The organism is Pseudomonas sp. NBRC 111130 (assembly GCF_001320485.1).
Taxonomy (GTDB): Bacteria; Pseudomonadota; Gammaproteobacteria; order Pseudomonadales; family Pseudomonadaceae; genus Aquipseudomonas; species Aquipseudomonas vlassakiae.
This window is the reverse complement of the sequence record NZ_BCBG01000003.1, coordinates 1-18,512: the sequence shown is the minus strand read 5'-3', so window position 1 is coordinate 18,512 and position 18,512 is coordinate 1. Positions and strand designations below refer to the sequence as shown.

Sequence of the window (18,512 nt, the reverse complement as noted above, 5' to 3'; positions counted from 1 at the left end):
ATCTCAAGCCGACTCTGCCTCTACTCTGTCCCGTCCTGCCTGCTTGGCCGCATACACCCCGGCATCTGCCCGCAGCAACAAGGCATCAGCCCCCTCCCCCTGCCGCCACCCGGCCACGCCAAAGCTTGCAGTGACCTTGCCCACTCCTTCAACTGGCACACTGCGCACGCCTTGCCACAGCTCCGTGGCCAGCGTCCGCGCCTGTTCGACATCGCTTCCAGGGCACAGCACCATGAACTCCTCCCCCCCCAACCGGCAGAACACATCGGTGCGGCGCAAGCGCTGGCCAATGCGTTGGCACAGGCTGCGCAGTACATGGTCACCCACGGCATGGCCGTACTGATCGTTGATCCGCTTGAAATGGTCTATGTCGAGCATGATCACGGCCAGGTCCTGCTTATCACGCTGGGCACGATCCAGTTCGACCTTGAGTCGTTCCTGAAAATAGCGGCGATTATGGATACCGGTCAGCGAATCGGTGACCGACAGCGCCCGTAACTCTTCTTCCACCCCTTTGAGGTCGGAAATATCGGTGAGATAGCCATGCCATAGCGTGCAACCGTTCTCGCCGACCTCGGGCGTCGCCTCACCGCGCACCCAACGCAATCCGGCCCGCGGCAGGCATACCCGGTACTCTTCGCGCCACGGCGACAGGTGTTCAGCGGAATAGCGCACCGAACGGCGCACGCGCTCCAGGTCATCGGGATGGATGCGCTCGAATACCACCGAAGCATCCTCGCGCAGCAGTTGCAGGTCGACCTCGTAGATGTCGAACAGCCCCTGGCTGGCATAGGGGAAGCACGAGTGGCCATCGGCGTCCAGCCGGTACTGGTAGATCCCGCCCGGCACTTCCGCGCTGAGTTTCTCCAGCAAACGATCTCGCAGGGCCAGGGCCTCGTGCACCCGGCGCCGCTCGGTGACATCGATACAGATCGCCAGGTAGCCGACCCAAAGCCCCTGCTCGTCGAGCACGGCAGTCACCAGCATGTTGGCCAGCAAATGACCGCCATCCTTGCGCACCAGGGTCCACTCGCCAGGTTCGCCGCCGCTCTCCTGGATGGTCTCGGCGAACATTGCCTGGCCTCCGGCGATGTGCCGCCCATAGCGCAGGCTCAAAGCATGGGCACGCTGGCTGAGCTCTTCCGGCATCACCAGGTCCTCCAGGTGCAGGTGCCCGATCGCCTCGCTGGCCGAATAACCCAGCATGCGTTCGGCACCGGCGTTGAAGGTGCTGACCTCGCCTTTGAGGCCGGTCGCGATGATGGCCACCTGGGTCGCGGCATCCAGTACGCTGCGCAACTGGTTGTGGGTCTCACGCAACGATTGCTCGCTGACCCGCAGTTCCGCCGTACGTTGCTCGACCAGGGTCAAGGCACGCTGGCGCTGGCTGAACAGGTTGTACAGCAACACACTCAGCAGCAGGCTCAACAAGCCGCCCAGCAGCCCCACGGCCAAGGCGGCAGTGGACTGGTTGGCCCGCAGGAATGCCTGGCTCGGGCGCATTTCGAGCTGGAAATGATGGTCGGCAAGACGCAGCAGCTGCGTGCTGACCATGGCCAGTGCCGCCACCGGATTCTGTGAATCGAACAGCACTTCGTGGCCGTCCCGCCCGCTCGGGTCGATGATGCGCATCACCAGATTGTCATCTTCAGCGATGGGTAGGCCTTCGGTGACCAACTGGCGCACATTCAGCAAGGCCATGACATATCCCGCCGGCGGGTCATCCGGCGATGCATCACGGAATACTGGTGCGACCATCAACAGCCCACGGCTAAGGTCCGGGGCGACGCTGAGCATGTCCAGCGGCTCGGAAACCGCCATGCTGCCCGATAGCATTGCGCGTGCCAAGGCCTGCTCACGGGCCGGCTGGCTGCGCAGGTCGAGCCCGTAGGGCTGCCCCTGCATACGCTCGGCCTGGGTATAAAGCACCGGGTAGTAATAGGCTCGGCGTGGCGAAGGGTACCAGTGACCAGCGCCATCCACCTCGCGGATCAGGTAATCCTGCCCCAGCCAGGCACTGGCCTGGCGCTCGAACTCGCGCCGCTGCCCGCCCTCGACCCGCGGCGCCCAGGAATACGCCTGGGTCCGCTGCAACAAGGGCCGGGCATAGCCATCGAACTCGCTCGGGGTGATTTCATTGGCATAGGTGAAGAAGCGCCGCAAGCCATCCAGGCGTCGCTCCTGGTCGTCGAAACGCTCGGCTATACGGCTATAACGCTCGCTGGCCAACAGTTCGAAGCGCTGACGCAACTGCTGCTTGTAGAACGCCTGCGCGGCCAGCGCGAGGCCAGCCGACAGCAGCACGCCGGCCACCAACGCGACCAGCGCCACCGCCCAGGCAGCCATTGCCTCGCGGCACAGGCCCAGCACCTTCGCACGCACGCCCCACTTCGACATAGAGAGATCTCATCACGTCAGCGTCCTGCGAAACTTCTGGCCCTGTGCTGAGTTATAGCTATTGGCCATTAGGCGCGCAATGCGCCTCGTCGAATTAACGCAGCTGCAGGCGCCAGGCGCGGTGGATCCGGTTGTTGCGAGCGAAGTCCGGGTCCAGGGTCTGGGCGCTGATTTCCTCCACGGCGTAGCGCGTGCTGACATGCTCATCGAGCTGGAACTTGCGGAAGTTGTTGGAGAAATACAACACGCCGCCGGGTGCCAGGCGGGCCATGGCCAGATCGAGCAATTGCACATGGTCGCGCTGGACGTCGAATACCCCTTCCATGCGTTTGGAGTTGGAGAAGGTCGGCGGGTCGATGAAGATCAGGTCGTAGCTGTCGCGGTTGGCTTCCAGCCAGGCCATCACGTCACCCTGCTCCAGGCGGTTACGCTCGGAGAAACCGTTCAACGCCAGGTTGCGCCGTGCCCAGTCCAGGTAGGTTTTCGACAGGTCGACGCTGGTGGTGCTGCGCGCCCCGCCCTTGGCCGCGTGCACGGTCGCTGTAGCGGTATAGCAGAACAGGTTGAGGAAGCGTTTGCCAGCCGCCTCGCGCTGGATGCGCATGCGCATCGGACGGTGGTCGAGGAACAGCCCGGTGTCGAGGTAGTCGGTAAGGTTGACCAGCAGCTTGACGCCGCCCTCGTTCACCTCCTGGAAGCGGCCTTCGGTGGCCTGACGCTCGTACTGGCGCGTGCCGCTCTGGCGCTCGCGGCGCTTGAGCACCACTCGCTGCGGGTCGATGTTCAGTGCCTGGGGGATCGCCGCCAGTGCGTCGAGCAGGCGTGCCTGGGCCCTGTCCGGGTCGATCGAGCGCGGGGCTGCGTATTCCTGCACGTGAACCCAATCCTGATAGAGGTCGACTGCCAGGGCATACTCGGGCATGTCGGCATCGTACAGGCGGTAGCAGTCGACCTGCTCGCGGCGGGCCCACTTGCCCAGCTGCTTGAGGTTCTTTTGCAGGCGGTTGGCGAACATCTGTGCGCCTTCCGAGAGGCGTGCCGGCTCGCTGGCAACCGCCGCTGGGCGGCGGGCCTCGCCATTGTCGGCCTGGGCCTCGCGGCGCTCGCCGGTGACGAACTGATCAGGCTGAACCTTGAACAACAGCAGCTTGCACGGCAAGGCGCCGTTCCAGAAGGCATATTGCTTGTGGCTGCGGATGCCCATGCGCTTGCCCAGCTCCGGCGCGCCGGTGAACACCGCCGCTTCCCAGCCCATGCAGGCCTGGCGCAGGCGCTCGCCAAAGTTCTGGTAGAGGTACAACAGGCTGGCTTCGTCACCCAGGCGCTCGCCGTACGGGGGGTTGCTGATGACCAGGCCTTTCTGGTTCTGGTCCGGGCGTGGCTCGAAGGTGCTGACTTCGCCTTGGTAGATCTTCACCCAGTCGCCCAGGCCGGCACGCTCGACGTTGTTGCGCCCCGGCTGGATCAGCCGCGGGTCGGCTTCGTAACCGCGAATCCACAGTGGCGGCTTGGCCAGGCCGGCTTGCGCACGGGCCAGGCCCTCTTCGTGAACCTTGCGCCATGTGGCCGGCACATGGCCGAGCCAGGCGCTGAAGCCCCAGCGCTCACGCTTGAGGTTGGGGGCAATGTCGGCAGCGATCATCGCCGCCTCCACCAGGAAGGTGCCGACACCGCACATCGGGTCGGCAAGGGCGCCGCCTTGGGCAGCAATGCGCGGCCAGCCGGCGCGGATCAGCACCGCAGCGGCCAGGTTTTCCTTCAGCGGCGCGGCGCCTTGCTGCAGGCGATAGCCACGCTGGTGCAGGCTGTGGCCGGACAGGTCGAGCGAGAGGATCGCCTCGCCACGGTCCAGGCGCAGGTGCACGCGGATATCCGGGTCGACCTTTTCCACCGATGGGCGCAGGCCCTCACGGTTGCGCAGCTTGTCGACGATCGCGTCCTTGACCTTGAGCGCACCGAAGTGAGTGTTGTCGATGCCCGAGCCATGGCCGCTGAATTCCACGGCCAGGGTGCCGTCGGCAGCCAAGTGGTCGGCCCAGTCGACGGCGTGCACACCATCATAGAGGTCCTCGGCATTCTTCATCGGGAAGCGCTTGAGCACCAGCAGCACGCGGTTGGCCAGGCGTGACCACAGGCACAGGCGGTAGGCGGTTTCCATGTCGGCGGCGCCGCGAATGGCCGAGGTGTGCTCACGCACATCATCCAGGCCGAGGCCTCGGGCCTCTTCGGCAAGCAGGCCTTCCAGGCCTTTGGGGCAAGTGAGATAGAGTTCGAAACGGTCCGACATGAGTATTCCAGCGCCTTGGGCTATGTAAGTGACGAGGCGACGCATCGCCTTGCCGATGTTTGCCCGAACGCCCTTCCAGCAAGCGTCCGAGTGGCCTTCCCCGCTGCGTCATCGCAACCGAGGGGCCGGGCCGCCTGATCGATCTGCCGCTCGCCAAGTGGCAAAAACAGCTTAGATCATCAGGCAGTACCAATAATTTCCGTCGACGTCGTGGCCGTGTGACCCTTCGTCGCATTACCAAATATTTCTGTCATCCCGTCGCAACGCTGGCGAAATGACGCCAAGGTTCGGCAAACCCTGATAATAGCGGGCTCAACGCCAAACAAGGTTGAGTCGCATTTATTTACTTATCCCCTCACCCTCGGAAAGGTTACGTGCTTATGACAAATTGATCATTCCCACCGTGACCTGCATTCGTTAGAACTGGTCTCAGGCCGCTTCGCAATGAGGCGGCACCTTCAGCTCGCCACGCCGGCAGCGAGCGCAAAACCGGCAGAAAGACTCTGCCCGGCCTCGGAGAGGCCGACGGGACATTACAGTCAACAAGTGAGGGCAACACCCTATGAGAAGACTTAAGCGTGATCCGTTGGAAAGAGCATATTCACGTGGCTACCAATACGGGGTCACCGGCAAATCCCGCGAACTTTGCCCCTTTACACTTCCTTCAGTTCGCCAAGCCTGGATCAACGGCTGGCGCGAAGGTCGCGGTGATAACTGGGACGGAATGACTGGCACCGCTGGCATCCATAGACTCAACGAAAATCACGCCGTTGGCTGAACGAGGACACTGAATTCGAGTTACCCATGCGCGCCCTATCCGGGCGGCGGGCTTCGGCCCAGGGGCCCCTTGTAGGGGCCCTTTTTTATTAGGCTCGATCTTACATCAGCGCTGCATTCTTCGCGGGATCAACCGCGAAGAGGCCCGGTCAGGTCAACGTGGCATTGCAGCAATGGCATCTACCGCTTCACGAATCAGCGCTGGCCCTTTATAGATGAAGCCCGAGTAGATCTGCACCAGGCTCGCCCCTGCAGCGATCTTCTCGGCCGCATGACGGCCTTCGGTGATGCCTCCGGCGGCGATGATCGGCAGTTTGCCGCCCAACTCGCCCGCCAGTACCTTGACGATGTGCGTGCTCTTCTCCAGCACTGGCGCACCCGACAACCCGCCGGCCTCGCCACCATGCTCCAGCCCCTCGACCCCTTCGCGCCCCAGGGTGGTATTGGTGGCAATTACCGCATCCATGCCCGATTCCATCAGCGCGCTGGCGACCAGCGCGGTTTCCTCGTCGCTCATGTCCGGGGCGATCTTGATCGCCAACGGCACGCGCTTGCCGTGCTCGGCGGCCAGCTGCTCACGGCGCTCGGCCAGGGCATCGAGCAGTTGCTTGAGCGAGTCGCCGAACTGCAGGCTGCGCAGGCCGGGAGTATTCGGCGAGCTGACGTTGACGGTGATGTAGCTGGCTTCGGTATAGACCTTATTCAGGCAGATCAGGTAATCGTCGACCGCACGCTCGACCGGGGTATCGAAGTTCTTGCCGATATTGATGCCCAACACGCCGTCGTAACGCGAAGCCCGCACGCGCTCGAGCAGGTGATCGACGCCCAGGTTGTTGAAACCCATGCGATTGATGATCGCCGTTGCCTGCGGCAGGCGGAACAACCGCGGTTTGGGGTTGCCCGGCTGCGGACGCGGGGTCACGGTGCCGATCTCGACGAAGCCGAAGCCCAGCTGGGCAAAGCCGTCGATGGCCGCGCCGTTCTTGTCCAGGCCCGCCGCCAGCCCCACCGGGTTGGCGAAGTTCAAGCCCATCACGGTCACCGGCAGGGCCGCCGGCTGCTTGCACAGCACACCATTGAGCCCAAGCCGGCCACCGGCGCCGATCAGGTCCAGGGACAGGTCATGGGAGGTTTCCGGGGAAAGCTTGAACAGCAGCTGGCGGGCCAGGGTATACATGGGCGGGCAAGGCTCGGGGTAAGTGAGGCAGCGATTATAGCCAGCGCGCGCCCGGCATGACAGGGGCTTGGCACATGGGTTGCTTCTTCGTTTGCCTACAGTCTATTCAGTACAGGCGAGGACCTTTGTGAATACCGCACCTCTAGCCTGGGTAAACGGCAGCGACGCGCCGGAAAAAACCAGCCTCAACATCGGCTACATGGCCCTGACCGATTGCGCCTCGGTGGTGGTCGCCGCCACCCAGGGCTTTGCCCAGCAACACGGCCTGACCCTCAACCTGGTACGTCAGGGGTCCTGGGCCGGCCTGCGCGACAAGCTGGCCAATGGCGAGCTGGATGCCGCCCATTGCCTGTACGGCCTGGTCTATGCCGTGCACCTGGGGATCGGCGGTGTACCGGCCAGCAACATGGCGGTGCTCATGGGGCTGAACCAGAACGCCCAGGCCATCAACCTGTCACCCGCCTTGCAGCAGCAGGGCGTGACCAGCCCTGAGGCACTGGCGCAGCGGGTGCACCAGCAGCGCGCACGGCTGACCTTCGCCCAGACCTTCCCCACCGGCACCCACGCCATGTGGCTGTATTACTGGCTGGCCAGCCAGGGCATCCACCCGCTGCACGACGTCACCAGCGTGGTGGTGCCACCGGCCCAGATGACGGCGCACATCCAGGCCGGGCGCATCGACGGCTTTTGCGTCGGCGAGCCCTGGGCTGCTGCCGCCGTCAGCCAGGGCCAGGGCTTCACCCTGGCCACCAGCCAGTCGATCTGGCCCGACCACCCGGAGAAGGTACTGGCCTGCACCCGCGCTTTCGTCGAGCACTGCCCCAACAGCGCCCGCGCACTGGTCAAGGCGGTACTCGCTGCCAGCCGGTTCATCGAACAGAGCCCGGAGAACGTGCGCAGCACCGCGCAACTGCTCAGCGGCAGCGCCTACCTCGACACACCGCTCGAAAACATCGAGCCGCGCCTGCTGGGCAACTATCAGGACGGCCTGGGCAACACCTGGCACGACCGGCACGCCCTGCGCCTGTTCGATCAAGGCCGCGCCAACCTGCCTTACCTGTCCGATGGCATGTGGTTCATGACCCAGTTCCGCCGCTGGGGCCTGTTGCGCGATGACCCCGACTATCTCGGCGTGGCTCGCCAGGTGCAGCAATTGCAGCTGTACCGCGAAGCCGCTGACGCACTCGGCGTGAGCAGCCCCGACTCAGCCATGCGCAGCAGCCTGCTCATCGACGGCACGCGCTGGGATGGTACCGACCCCTATGCCTACGCCCGCAGCTTCCGCCTGCACGCACTGGGCCAGGCGCCCGATGCCCGAGTCGGTCTGTGAGGGCCATGACCATGCTGCGCATCTTGCTGATCGACGACACCCAGAAGCAGCTTGGCCGCCTCAAGGCCGCACTGCGCGAAGCCGGATTCGAGGTGATCGAAGCGCCAGACCTGACCATCGACCTGCCCGCCTGCGTCGAAACGGTGCGCCCGGACGTCATACTGATCGATACCGACTCACCTGACCGTGACGTGATGGAGCAGGTGGTGCTGGTCAGCCGCGACCAGCCACGGCCCATCGTGCTGTTCACCGACGAGCACGACCCGACGGTGATGCGCCAGGCGATCCAGGCCGGGGTCAGCGCCTATATCGTCGAAGGCATCCAGGCGGCGCGGCTGCAGCCCATTCTCGACGTCGCCATGGCGCGCTTCGAGAGCGACCAGGCACTCAAGGCTCAGTTGCTGGCCCGCGACCAGCAACTGGCAGAGCGCAAGCGCATCGAGCAGGCCAAGGGGCTGCTGATGAAGATGAAGGACTGCAACGAAGAACAGGCCTACACCTTGATGCGCCGGCAGGCCATGAGCCGGCAGCAGAAGCTCATCCAGGTGGCCGAGCAGATCATCGCCATGCATGAGATGCTCGGCTAGCCCGGCAGCATCGCCAGGGCTGCCAGATCAAAAAGTTGGCCCAGCTTTTGCTGAACCTAGTTCACCGGTAGCCAACGGCGGTTGCCTCATACCCCCCGACAAAGACGTCGCTCTTCGCTCCACGCCAGTGGACCGGGCAGCGGCGTCTTTTTCGTTTCCGCTGCATTGCCGAGTGAGGTGTTCGATGAGTACCAGCTTCTGGAAATCCGGGCATGTGCCCACGCTGTTCGCCGCGTTCCTGTATTTCGACTTGAGCTTCATGGTCTGGTACCTGCTTGGCCCGCTGGCGGTGCAGATTGCTGCCGACCTGCAACTGAGCGCCCAGCAGCGCGGCCTGATGGTGGCTACGCCGATCCTTGCCGGTGCAGTGCTGCGCTTCGTCATGGGCGTGCTGGTCGATCGCCTGTCGCCAAAGACCGCTGGCCTGATCGGCCAGACGATTGTCATCGTCGCCCTGACCGGAGCCTGGTACCTGGGCGTGCACACCTATGAGCAAGCCCTGCTGCTGGGTGTGTTCCTCGGTGTAGCCGGCGCCTCGTTCGCCGTGTCGCTGCCGCTCGCCTCGCAGTGGTACCCGCCACAGCACCAGGGCAAGGCCATGGGCATCGCTGGCGCAGGCAACTCCGGTACGGTGTTCGCCGCCCTGCTGGCCCCGGTGCTGGCTGCCGGGTTTGGCTGGAACAACGTGTTCGGCTTTGCCGTGCTCCCGCTGTTGCTGACCTTGGCAGTGTTCGCCCTGCTGGCGCGCAATGCCCCGCAGCGGCCCAAGCCAAAGGCAGCAGCCGATTACCTCAGTGCCCTGGGCGACCGTGACAGCTGGTGGTTCATGTTCTTCTACAGCGTCACCTTCGGCGGCTTTATCGGCCTGGCCAGCGCCCTGCCCGGCTACTTCAGCGACCAGTACGCCCTGAGCCCGGTCACCGCCGGCTACTACACCGCCGCCTGCGTGTTCGCCGGCAGCCTGATGCGCCCGCTGGGTGGCGCCCTGGCCGACCGCTTCGGCGGCATCCGCACCCTGCTCGGCATGTACAGCGTGGCTGCCATCTGCATCGCGGCAGTTGGCTTCAACCTTCCCAGTGCCGCAGCCGCCCTGGCGCTGTTCGTCAGCGCCATGCTCGGCCTCGGCGCTGGCAATGGCGCGGTGTTCCAGCTGGTACCGCAACGCTTCCGCCAGGAGATCGGCGTGATGACCGGGCTGATCGGCATGGCCGGTGGCATCGGCGGCTTCCTGCTGGCAGCAGGGCTCGGCGCCATCAAGCAGCACAGCGGCGACTATCAGCTGGGCCTGTGGATGTTCGCCAGCCTCGGCGTGCTCGCCTGGTTCGGCCTGTACGGGGTCAAGCAACGCTGGCGTACCACCTGGGGCTCGGCAGCGGTTACCGCTGCGCGGGTCTGAGGAAGACCATGAGCCTGCAGCTCAGCTTCGCCCAGGCCAGCGCCACCGGGCCACGCATGGAGAACCAGGATGCCCTGCGCCTGGTCACGCCGGCGGCGGAGCTGGCCGCCAGCAAGGGCTACCTGTTCGCCCTTGCCGATGGCGTCAGTCAATGCGCCGACGGTGGCCTCGCCGCTCGCGCCAGCCTGCAGGCGCTGGCCATGGATTACTACGCGACGCCCGCTACCTGGGGCGTGGCCCAGGCCCTCGACCGCCTGCTGTTGGCACAAAATCGCTGGTTGCGTGCCCAAGGCAGCCAGCCGCTGCTGACCACACTGAGCGCCCTGGTGCTGCGCGGGCGCCGTTTCACCCTGGCCCACGTGGGCGATTGCCGGGCCTATCGCTGGCACGCCGGGCGCCTGCAATGCCTGAGTGAAGACCACGTCTGGGACCAGCCCGGCATGCAGCATGTGCTCAAGCGTGCACTAGGCCTGGACCAGCACCTGCTGGTCGACTATCTGGAGGGCGAACTGCAAGCTGGCGAGTGCTACCTGCTGCTCAGCGACGGCGTCTGGGCCAGCCTTGGCGACCAGCACATTAAGGCCATCCTGCGCGAGCAGCCCGACCTGCAATCGGCCGCCGACACCCTGGTTGCCAGCGCCCATCACAACGGCAGCCAGGACAACGCCAGCGCCTTGCTGGTGCGGATCGAGCAACTGGGCACGGCCAATCTCGGCGACACCCTGGTGCAACTGCAGCAATGGCCATTGCCTGGCCCACTGCGCGAGGGCCAGGCGCTCGATGGCTGGCAGGTGGAAACGTGCCTGGCGCAGAGTCGCCAGTCGCTGCTTTACCGGGTACGTGATACCGAGGGTCACCCCTGGCTGCTGAAAACACTGCCCGGCGAGCGCGAACAGGAACCCGGCGCCGCCCAGGGCCTGCTACTGGAAGAATGGTTCCTGCGGCGGGTCGCCGGCCGCCATTTCCCCGAACTGCATGCCGCCGGCCGGCGCCAGCACTTGTATTACGTGATGCGCGAACACAGCGGCAAGACGCTCGCCACGCACCTCGAAGCACATGGCCCGTTAGCGCTCGCACAATGGCTGGAAATCGCCCGTCAGCTGCTCCAGGCCATCGGCGTGCTGCACCGACGAAACCTGCTGCATCGCGACATCAAACCGCAAAACCTGCACCTGGGCGATGACGGCCAGGTACGCTTGCTGGACTTCGGCCTGGCGTATTGCCCGGGGTTGTCCCAGGAACCGTTGCACGAATTGGCCGGCACACCGTCGTATATCGCCCCGGAAGCCTACCAAGGCCAGCCCCCGAGCCCGCGCCAGGACCTGTACGCCGCCGGCGTCACGCTCTATCGCTTGCTGACCGGGCATTATCCTTATGGGGAGATCGAGGCCTTCCAGCGCCCACGCTTTGCTCAGGCCGTAAATCCCTCCCGTTATCGCCCCGACCTGCCCGAATGGTTGCAGCACAATTTGCTGCAGGCCGTGGCGGCGGACCCGGCGCATCGCTTCGAGACCGCCGAGCAATGGTTACTGTTGCTCGAACGCGGCGACCGCCAGGAACTGCCCAGCCGCCCTCGCCCGCTGCTGGAGCGTGAGCCGTTGAAGGTATGGCGCACCTTGGCCCTGCTGTCCCTGTTGTTGAATGTGGTGCTGCTGTTCGCCCTGCTAAAGGGTTGAACGTGCCTTGCCGGGGATACGGTGGTTGCATAAATGACAGACAAAGAAAAACCCGGCCGAGGCCGGGTTTTTCATTGAAGCTTCAAACCAATTACTTGGCCTGGGCTTCTACCTGAGCTTCAACGCGACGGTTGATAGCGCGGCCTTCTTCGGTGGCGTTGTCAGCAACCGGACGGGTTTCGCCGTAGCCAACCGACTGAACGCGGCTGGATTCAACACCGTACTGCTGGGTCAGAACCTGCTTGACAGCATTGGCACGACGCTCGGACAGCTTCTGGTTGTAGGCGTCTGGGCCGACGGAGTCAGTGTGACCTTCAACCACGGTGGTGGTCTGTGGGTACTGCTTCATGAAGTCAGCCAGGTTCTTGATGTCGCCGTAGCTGTTTGGCTTGACGACCGACTTGTCGAAGTCGAACTTGACATCCAGCTCAACGCGAACGACTTCGGCAACAGCCGGGCAGCCATCAGCGTCAACGGTAACGTTGGCTGGGGTGTCTGGGCACTTGTCGACGTTGTCGCAAACGCCATCGTTGTCGGAGTCGGAGCAGACTTCAGCAACTGGAGCCGGAGCAGCAGCCACTTTACCACCGCTACCACCGAAGTTCAGACCAACACCAACGGTTGGGCCCCACTCGGTGTTGCCGTCGTCGATGTTGTACATGGCTTCAACGCCAGCACGGGCGAAGAACATGTCGGTGATGTACCACTTGGCGCCAGCGCCAACGTTGGCGAAGGTGGAGTGGTCGCGGCCGCTACGAGTGGCCTGGCCCAGGCTCTCGTGAGCGAAACCGGCGGAAACGTACGGACGCAGAGCATCGCCAACGGTACCGAAGTGGTAGGTAGCGTCCAGCTTGGCCTTGGAACCTTTGATGTCTTTGTTGAAGACTTCGCCACGAGCGTTGTGAGTCTCGTTGTAGCCCAGGTCCAGGGATACGTCGTCAGTCAGGAAGTAACCCAGACGAACACCAGGGTTGGTGCCGTCGTTCTTGAAGTTACGCTCGCTGTCGTAGTACTGCTTGGTCACGTTGCCTTCGACTTCGACCGCGCCTTGGCCTTGAGCCAGAACGCCGAACGAAGTAGCTGCGACGAGCGAGCCAATGGCCAAGCCCAAGGTGTTTTTCAATTTCATCCGTTAAATCCCCATCTGGTGATAGTTAAGCAGTCCCACCAACATCCGGGGGACAACTCGACGGCAAGTCTAGCAGAACTCGCCGATCCGTTAGAGATATTTGCAGAGGGCTAAGTTTCATCAAGCCCTGCAAATTTCTCACGAAGCTTGTCTAGCGCGCGCTTGTAGCGCATTTTCGTTGCGCTCAGGCCCATGTGCATGATATCGGCGATTTCCTGAAATTCCAGCTCCGCGACAAAACGCAGCACCAGAATTTCCCGATCAATCGGGTTCACATGCACCAGCCACTTGTCCAGACCGCCTTTTTCTTCCGGTTTCGGAGCCTTCTCTTCGGACGCCTCTTCAACAGGGTCCAGGCTCAAGGCATCCATCAACCGGCGTTTACGACGCTCCTTGCGGTACTGGGTAATGCATTCGTTGTAGGTAATGCTGTAGAGCCAGGTCTTGAACTTGGACTTGCCCTCGAAGTTCTTCAGACCGTAGAGCACCTTCAGCATCACTTCCTGACAGACATCATCAGCATCGCGGTCGTTCCCCAGATAACGCGCACAGACGTTGAACAGGGTCCGCTGGTAGCGCCGCATGAGCTCCTCATAGGCGCGGGTTACGTGATACAGCTCTTCATGCGAACGCGCCACCAACTCCTCGTCGGTGAGTTCGCGGGGGTCGTAACGCATGGGCGGCGAATGAACTTTATTCAAAACGGATCTGGCCGACAGTCAGGTCAATGTCGCCGCTCAACCCCTGGGGCTGATTTCGCGGCGGCATACATTAACAGCTTTTGTACGGTTAGCGGCTATTGACTCGCTGCTCGAGGAGCTCGCGATTGGACAGCGACACCAGCTCGCCCTCATCGGTCAACAGCGTCGTCTTGACTGTGCCGATCTCTTCGATCATTCCTTCAACCTCTCCAATCCGCACCTGCTGGCCGACCTGGTACAGTTCGCGAACATAAATGCCGGCCAGGATCTGCCCGGCGATTTCGCGGCTGCCAAGGCCCATGGCAAGCGCAACGGCCAGACCAACGGTAATCAGCCCGATGACGATCACGTGGTTGAGCAGGTCGGTCTTGACCTCCAGCTGGCTGATGGCCACCGAGATGCTGATGATGATCACCAGGCCCTGGGTGATGCGCCCAAGGCCGGCGGAATATTCCAGGCCGATACCTTCGGCCGCACCACGCACCAGGCCGTTGGCCACCTGCGCCAGCAGCACGCCGGCCAGCAGCACCAGGGCTGCGCCGAACACCTTGGGCAGGTAAAGGGCGAGCATGTCCAGGGTCGCCGAAACCCGCTCCAGGCCCAACGACTCAGCGGCCGAGACGAGGAAGATGAGCAACACGAACCAGTAGACGATCTTGCCGATCAACGTCGAGATCGGCACCTGGATGCCAACCCGGCCAAGCATCTTGGTCAGCCCGGTACCGGCCATGAGACGGTCCAGGCCGAACTTGGCCAGGAGCTTGGAAAGCAGTGTGTCGAGCAGCTTGGCCACCACGAAACCGAGCAGCACCACGACCAGCGCGCCGAACAGGTTGGGGATGAAGTTCGCTACCTTGGTCCATAGGGCGGTCATGGCAGTGACCAGGCTCTGGGTCCAGAGATCGAGTTCCATATTCAATCGGCCTTATCTGCTTTGCTGCCACCGGCAGCGTTGCGGGTAGAGTGTCGACGCACCGGCGCAACGTGCGCCGAGCCATTGTTCACGGCGATCAGCAGCGCCTGGCTCCAGCGGCCAAGCAGGCTGAACAGATCACCGGCACCGACCTGGCGGTTGGCGGTTTTCAGCACGCGACCCAGGCACGCGGCATCGTCTCGCTCCTCACCGGAGGGCGACGCCTTGAGCAGGTCACGCAGTGATTCTTCAAACGGATCGTGCATGGGCACCTCGCGCAGTGTCACTCAGAGACGAGGTGGCCGGGCGATGGGTCACACATCGCAGTGGAACGAATGCTTCATGACGACTCGGCATGTTCATACCCAGCGCAACCGCCGGAACAACCACCACTGCCCCACTGCCAGGCCGAGCACGACGATGCAGGCCAGCAGGAAGCCATAAGGGTTGCTCGCCCCCGGAATGCCGCCGACATTGATGCCGAGCAACCCGGTGACGAAGCTCATGGGCAGGAAGATGCAGGTGATGATGCCGAAGCGGTACATGGTCCGGTTCATCCGTTCGCTGCGCCGGCGGTCTTCGCTTTCCAGCACCAGCGCTGCCCGCTCGCGGGTCAGCTCCAGCTCTTCGAGGTAGCGGATCAGGCTGTTGTTCAGCTCGTTCCAGTAATCGGCATCGGCATCGCAGAACCAGCTCCATTTGCTGCGCGACAGCTGGGCGTAGATCTCACGCTGAGGTGCCAGAAAGCGACGCAAGCCCGCCGCGCGGCGGCGAATCTGCTGCAGGCTGCCGTGCTCCGGTGTATACCGTTCGTCAGATTCAACCTTCTCTTCCTCCACATCGACCAGTTCCGAGAGGTCGCTGACCAGGCTCTGTACCTTCTCGGTCAGTAACTCACCCATCAACAGCAACAGCTCGGACGCCGATTTCGGCCCCCTGCCCTCTTCAAGCTGCTGAAGGATTTCATCGCTGGCACGCAATGGCCGCAAACGCAGCGAAATGACCCGCTGCGCCTGGGCATGAATGCGCACCGACACCATGTCCTCGGGCTCGGCACCCGGGTTGAGGTTGACCCCGCGCAGGAACAGCAACATCTGCTCTGCGGCCTGCGGCAACAGCCGCGGCCGGGTGTTTTCTTCCAGCAGCAGGTCGCAGGCGAACTCGCTCAGGCCACTGTCCTGCAACAACCAGGTGCGGGTTTGCGGATGACTGCGATCCCAATGCAACCACAGGCTGTGCTGTGGTTGCAGCTGCAGGCCGTCCAGCTCGGTCCGGGCAATCGAACGCGCGCCACCTTTACCATCGAGCACCAGGGCATGCACCAACCCCCACTGCGCGTTGTCTTCCTCGAACATCAAAGCTCCATCAGCGCGTACTACGCGTCACTCCGGCATCTTCAGCGGGCTTGGCGAGATGATCACGCCATTGTTGTCGGCATACAGGTACTCGCCCGGGCGGAAGGTGACACCGGCGAAGGTCACGGCCACGTTAAGGTCGCCGATGCCGCGTTTGTCGGTTTTCATCGGGTGGCTGGCCAGCGCCTGTACACCGACGTCGGTCTGGATCAGTACATCGACGTCACGCACGCAACCGTAGATAACCAGGCCTTCCCAGCCGTTCTTGGCGGCCTTTTCGGCGAGCATGTCACCCAGCAGCGCACGGCGCAGCGAGCCACCCCCGTCGACCACCAGGACCTTGCCCTTGCCATCGAGCTCGACCTGCTCCTTGACCAGCGAGTTGTCTTCGAAGCACTTGATGGTAACGATCTGGCCACCGAAGGAGTCGCGGCCACCGAAGTTGCTGAACATGGGTTCGAGCACCTGAACCAGGTCCGGGTAGGCGTCACACAGGTCGGGCGTTACGTAATGCTGCATGGGAAGCTCCTGTCAGTCACAACGAAGGCGGGTATCGGCCAAGGCTACACCGTAGAAGCCGTCGCAGTCATCCGGGACCGGTGTAGGAGCGGCCTTGTGTCGCGAAAGGGCTGCAAAGCAGCCCCGGCATTTCACGCACCGCTGCAGAAATTCAGGGGCCGCCCTGCGGCCCTTTCGCGACACAAGGCCGCTCCTACACGGCACTGACCAACTCAGCCACTGTCGACTCATGCACCGGCAACAGCGGATCACGCAACCAGCGCTCCACCAACGGCCAGACCTGCGCCTGCGCGGCCTTGCTCACCAGCATGTCGACATGCCCGAAGGCCTCGAACCCCTCTTCACGCCCCAGACGCAGGAACTGCTTGCGCTCCCCGCCCAGCTGATCGAACAGCTTGCGGCAAGCCCATACCGGGTCCTGGAAGTCCCCGGCACCAGCCACGGCCAGCAACGGCACATCCACGTCGGCCAGCCCCGCCCACCAGTCGTTCTGCTTGTCGCCAAAGCGCCCGAACAGGCCATGCCAGCGCATGCTCTCCAGCGCCAGGCCGATCGGCTCGTCCTCCGGCCCACGCTTGAAGCGCGGCCCGGAAATCTGCCCCCAACGCTTGAGCAGCAGTTTTGCCCCCCAGGTCAGCGGAGGCACCTTGAGCGGCCAATAGACCCGGCTGACCTGGGTTCCGAAAAGCGCCACGCTGGCCACCTGTTCAGCCTTTATGAAGCCGCCACCCAAGGCTGCCACCAAGGTAGTGCCACCCAGGGAGTGGCCGACCCAGTGCGGCGCCTGGCCAGACTGCTCACGCACGAATGCACCGATCAGTGGCAGATCGTCGCGGGCATAATCGGCCACGCTGTTGTGCTTCCAGTTGCGGTTACGCGGCGACAGCCCGTGGCCGCGCATTTCCGGGATCCATACGTCGAACCCGGCCCGCGCCAGATAGGCCCCAAGGCCGATGCCCTTGGGCGAGTACCAGAAGCGCCGGTTGGAGAAACTGCCATGCAGCAGAATCACCGGCACACCTTGGGGCCGGCCTTGATCGGCCAGCCCCAGGCGGGTCACGGCCAGTTCGACGCTGGGGTCCGGGCCGTTGCCGGTCTTGATCCGGTACACGTCTTCGCTGAGGTCGCCGCGGCGCTCGGCACTGAGCAAGGCCACGGGAAAAAGGTTGCTGCTGCTTTGCATAAGGTTGCTTGGTGCACAAAAAAGGGCGGGATCCATCACTGGAGCTCGCCCTGGAAAAAACCAGGCGGAAGCGCGCCAGACGCGCCCCCGCAATTTACCGCATCAGGCCGCGCCCTGGCCTTCGGCCAGGAAGAACCAGGTCTCCAGGACCGAGTCCGGGTTCAGCGACACGCTTTCGATGCCCTGCTCCATCAGCCACTTGGCCAGGTCCGGGTGGTCCGACGGGCCTTGGCCACAGATGCCGATGTACTTGCCGGCCTTGTTGCATGCCTGGATGGCGTTGGCCAGCAGCTTCTTCACCGCAGGATTTCGCTCGTCGAACAGGTGGGCGATGATGCCCGAGTCACGGTCCAGGCCCAGGGTCAGCTGGGTCAGGTCGTTGGAGCCGATGGAGAAGCCGTCGAAGTATTCGAGGAACTCTTCGGCGAGGATGGCGTTGGACGGCAACTCGCACATCATGATCACGCGCAGGCCGTTGTCGCCACGGGCCAGGCCGTTTTCGGCAAGCAGGTCGACGACCTGGCTGGCTTCGCCCAGGGTGCGCACGAACGGCACCATGATCTCGACGTTGGTCAGGCCCATTTCGTTGCGCACGCGCTTCAGCGCACGGCACTCGAGCTCGAAGCAGTCGCGGAACGACTCGCTGATGTAGCGCGAGGCGCCGCGGAAGCCCAGCATCGGGTTTTCTTCTTCCGGCTCATACAGCTTGCCGCCGATCAGGTTGGCGTATTCGTTGGACTTGAAGTCCGACAGGCGCACGATGACCTTTTTCGGGTAGAAGGCTGCCGCCAGGGTGCTGATGCCCTCTACCAGCTTCTCGACATAGAAACCGACCGGGTCGTTGTAGCCGGCGATGCGCTTGTCGACGCTTTCTTTCAGGTCGGCTGGCAGACCGGCGTAGTTCAGCAGCGCCTTGGGGTGCACACCGATCATGCGGTTGATGATGAATTCCAGACGCGCCAGGCCCACACCGGCGTTGGGCAGCTGGGCGAAGTCGAAGGCACGGTCCGGGTTGCCGACGTTCATCATGATCTTGAACGGCAGCTCCGGCATGGCGTCCACCGAGTTCTGCTTGACGTCGAAGC

16 protein-coding genes are annotated in these 18,512 nt (G+C 63.5%); 5 read left to right on the top strand and 11 right to left on the bottom strand.

Annotated elements, in window-relative coordinates:
* Positions 1-3: 3 nt before the first annotated feature.
* Together APH33_RS01475 and rlmKL are read right to left on the bottom strand one after the other, a co-directional pair.
* On the bottom strand, positions 4-2,397 hold the full coding sequence (locus APH33_RS01475; RefSeq protein WP_054883449.1) for a diguanylate cyclase: 2,394 nt from the start codon (positions 2,395-2,397) through the stop codon (positions 4-6).
* A 94-nt stretch (positions 2,398-2,491) separates the two neighbouring features.
* Positions 2,492-4,684 carry a bifunctional 23S rRNA (guanine(2069)-N(7))-methyltransferase RlmK/23S rRNA (guanine(2445)-N(2))-methyltransferase RlmL gene (rlmKL, locus tag APH33_RS01470; protein WP_054883448.1) on the bottom strand — a complete coding sequence of 731 codons (2,193 nt, stop codon included), beginning with the start codon at positions 4,682-4,684 and terminating at the stop codon, positions 2,492-2,494.
* A 562-nt stretch (positions 4,685-5,246) separates the two neighbouring features.
* Between rlmKL and rmf the strand changes: the two genes are divergently transcribed.
* Positions 5,247-5,462, top strand: coding sequence for a ribosome modulation factor (gene rmf, locus APH33_RS26255; RefSeq protein ID WP_079227119.1), 216 nt, complete (start codon positions 5,247-5,249; stop codon positions 5,460-5,462).
* Between the two features lie 153 nt (positions 5,463-5,615).
* Here rmf and APH33_RS01465 read toward each other — a convergent pair whose 3' ends face one another.
* Complete coding sequence (locus APH33_RS01465) at positions 5,616-6,638, bottom strand: quinone-dependent dihydroorotate dehydrogenase (RefSeq protein ID WP_054883447.1); 1,023 nt, start codon at positions 6,636-6,638, stop codon at positions 5,616-5,618.
* Between the two features lie 127 nt (positions 6,639-6,765).
* Here APH33_RS01465 and APH33_RS01460 point away from each other — a divergent pair, with 127 nt between their 5' ends.
* From APH33_RS01460 to APH33_RS01445, 4 genes are all read left to right on the top strand, one after another.
* Complete coding sequence (locus APH33_RS01460) at positions 6,766-7,968, top strand: CmpA/NrtA family ABC transporter substrate-binding protein (RefSeq protein ID WP_054883446.1); 1,203 nt, start codon at positions 6,766-6,768, stop codon at positions 7,966-7,968.
* A gap of 11 nt (positions 7,969-7,979) precedes the next feature.
* Positions 7,980-8,555: an ANTAR domain-containing response regulator gene (locus APH33_RS01455; RefSeq protein ID WP_054883656.1), complete on the top strand. Its 576-nt coding sequence runs from the start codon at positions 7,980-7,982 to the stop codon at positions 8,553-8,555.
* Between the two features lie 184 nt (positions 8,556-8,739).
* Entirely contained in the window at positions 8,740-9,951 is a 1,212-nt protein-coding gene (locus APH33_RS01450; protein WP_054883445.1) for a NarK/NasA family nitrate transporter, read from the top strand.
* An 8-nt stretch (positions 9,952-9,959) separates the two neighbouring features.
* Positions 9,960-11,627, top strand: a complete 1,668-nt coding sequence (locus APH33_RS01445) for a bifunctional protein-serine/threonine kinase/phosphatase (RefSeq protein WP_054883444.1) — start codon at positions 9,960-9,962, stop codon at positions 11,625-11,627.
* Positions 11,628-11,718: 91 nt separating this feature from the next.
* On the opposite strand, the gene APH33_RS01440 is transcribed toward APH33_RS01445, so the two are convergent.
* The 8 genes from APH33_RS01440 to APH33_RS01405 form a co-directional block, all read right to left on the bottom strand.
* Complete coding sequence (locus APH33_RS01440) at positions 11,719-12,756, bottom strand: OmpA family protein (RefSeq protein WP_054883443.1); 1,038 nt, start codon at positions 12,754-12,756, stop codon at positions 11,719-11,721.
* A 110-nt stretch (positions 12,757-12,866) separates the two neighbouring features.
* Positions 12,867-13,433 carry an RNA polymerase sigma factor SigX gene (gene sigX / locus APH33_RS01435; protein WP_033696348.1) on the bottom strand — a complete coding sequence of 189 codons (567 nt, stop codon included), beginning with the start codon at positions 13,431-13,433 and terminating at the stop codon, positions 12,867-12,869.
* A 112-nt stretch (positions 13,434-13,545) separates the two neighbouring features.
* Positions 13,546-14,370: a mechanosensitive ion channel domain-containing protein gene (locus tag APH33_RS01430; RefSeq protein ID WP_054883442.1), complete on the bottom strand. Its 825-nt coding sequence runs from the start codon at positions 14,368-14,370 to the stop codon at positions 13,546-13,548.
* Positions 14,371-14,372: 2 nt separating this feature from the next.
* A complete protein-coding gene (locus tag APH33_RS01425) occupies positions 14,373-14,636 on the bottom strand; it encodes a hypothetical protein (protein ID WP_054883441.1) in 264 nt (87 codons plus the stop codon).
* Positions 14,637-14,729: 93 nt separating this feature from the next.
* On the bottom strand, positions 14,730-15,725 hold the full coding sequence (locus tag APH33_RS01420; protein ID WP_054883440.1) for a zinc transporter ZntB: 996 nt from the start codon (positions 15,723-15,725) through the stop codon (positions 14,730-14,732).
* 27 nt (positions 15,726-15,752) lie between these two features.
* Positions 15,753-16,244 (bottom strand): ribonuclease E activity regulator RraA, encoded by a 492-nt coding sequence (rraA, locus tag APH33_RS01415; protein ID WP_054883439.1) that lies wholly within the window; start codon positions 16,242-16,244, stop codon positions 15,753-15,755.
* Positions 16,245-16,437: 193 nt separating this feature from the next.
* Positions 16,438-17,427 (bottom strand): alpha/beta fold hydrolase, encoded by a 990-nt coding sequence (locus tag APH33_RS01410; RefSeq protein ID WP_256218579.1) that lies wholly within the window; start codon positions 17,425-17,427, stop codon positions 16,438-16,440.
* A 102-nt stretch (positions 17,428-17,529) separates the two neighbouring features.
* Positions 17,530-18,512: putative PEP-binding protein (locus APH33_RS01405; RefSeq protein ID WP_305728935.1), on the bottom strand; the 983-nt coding region annotated here is incomplete at its 5' end.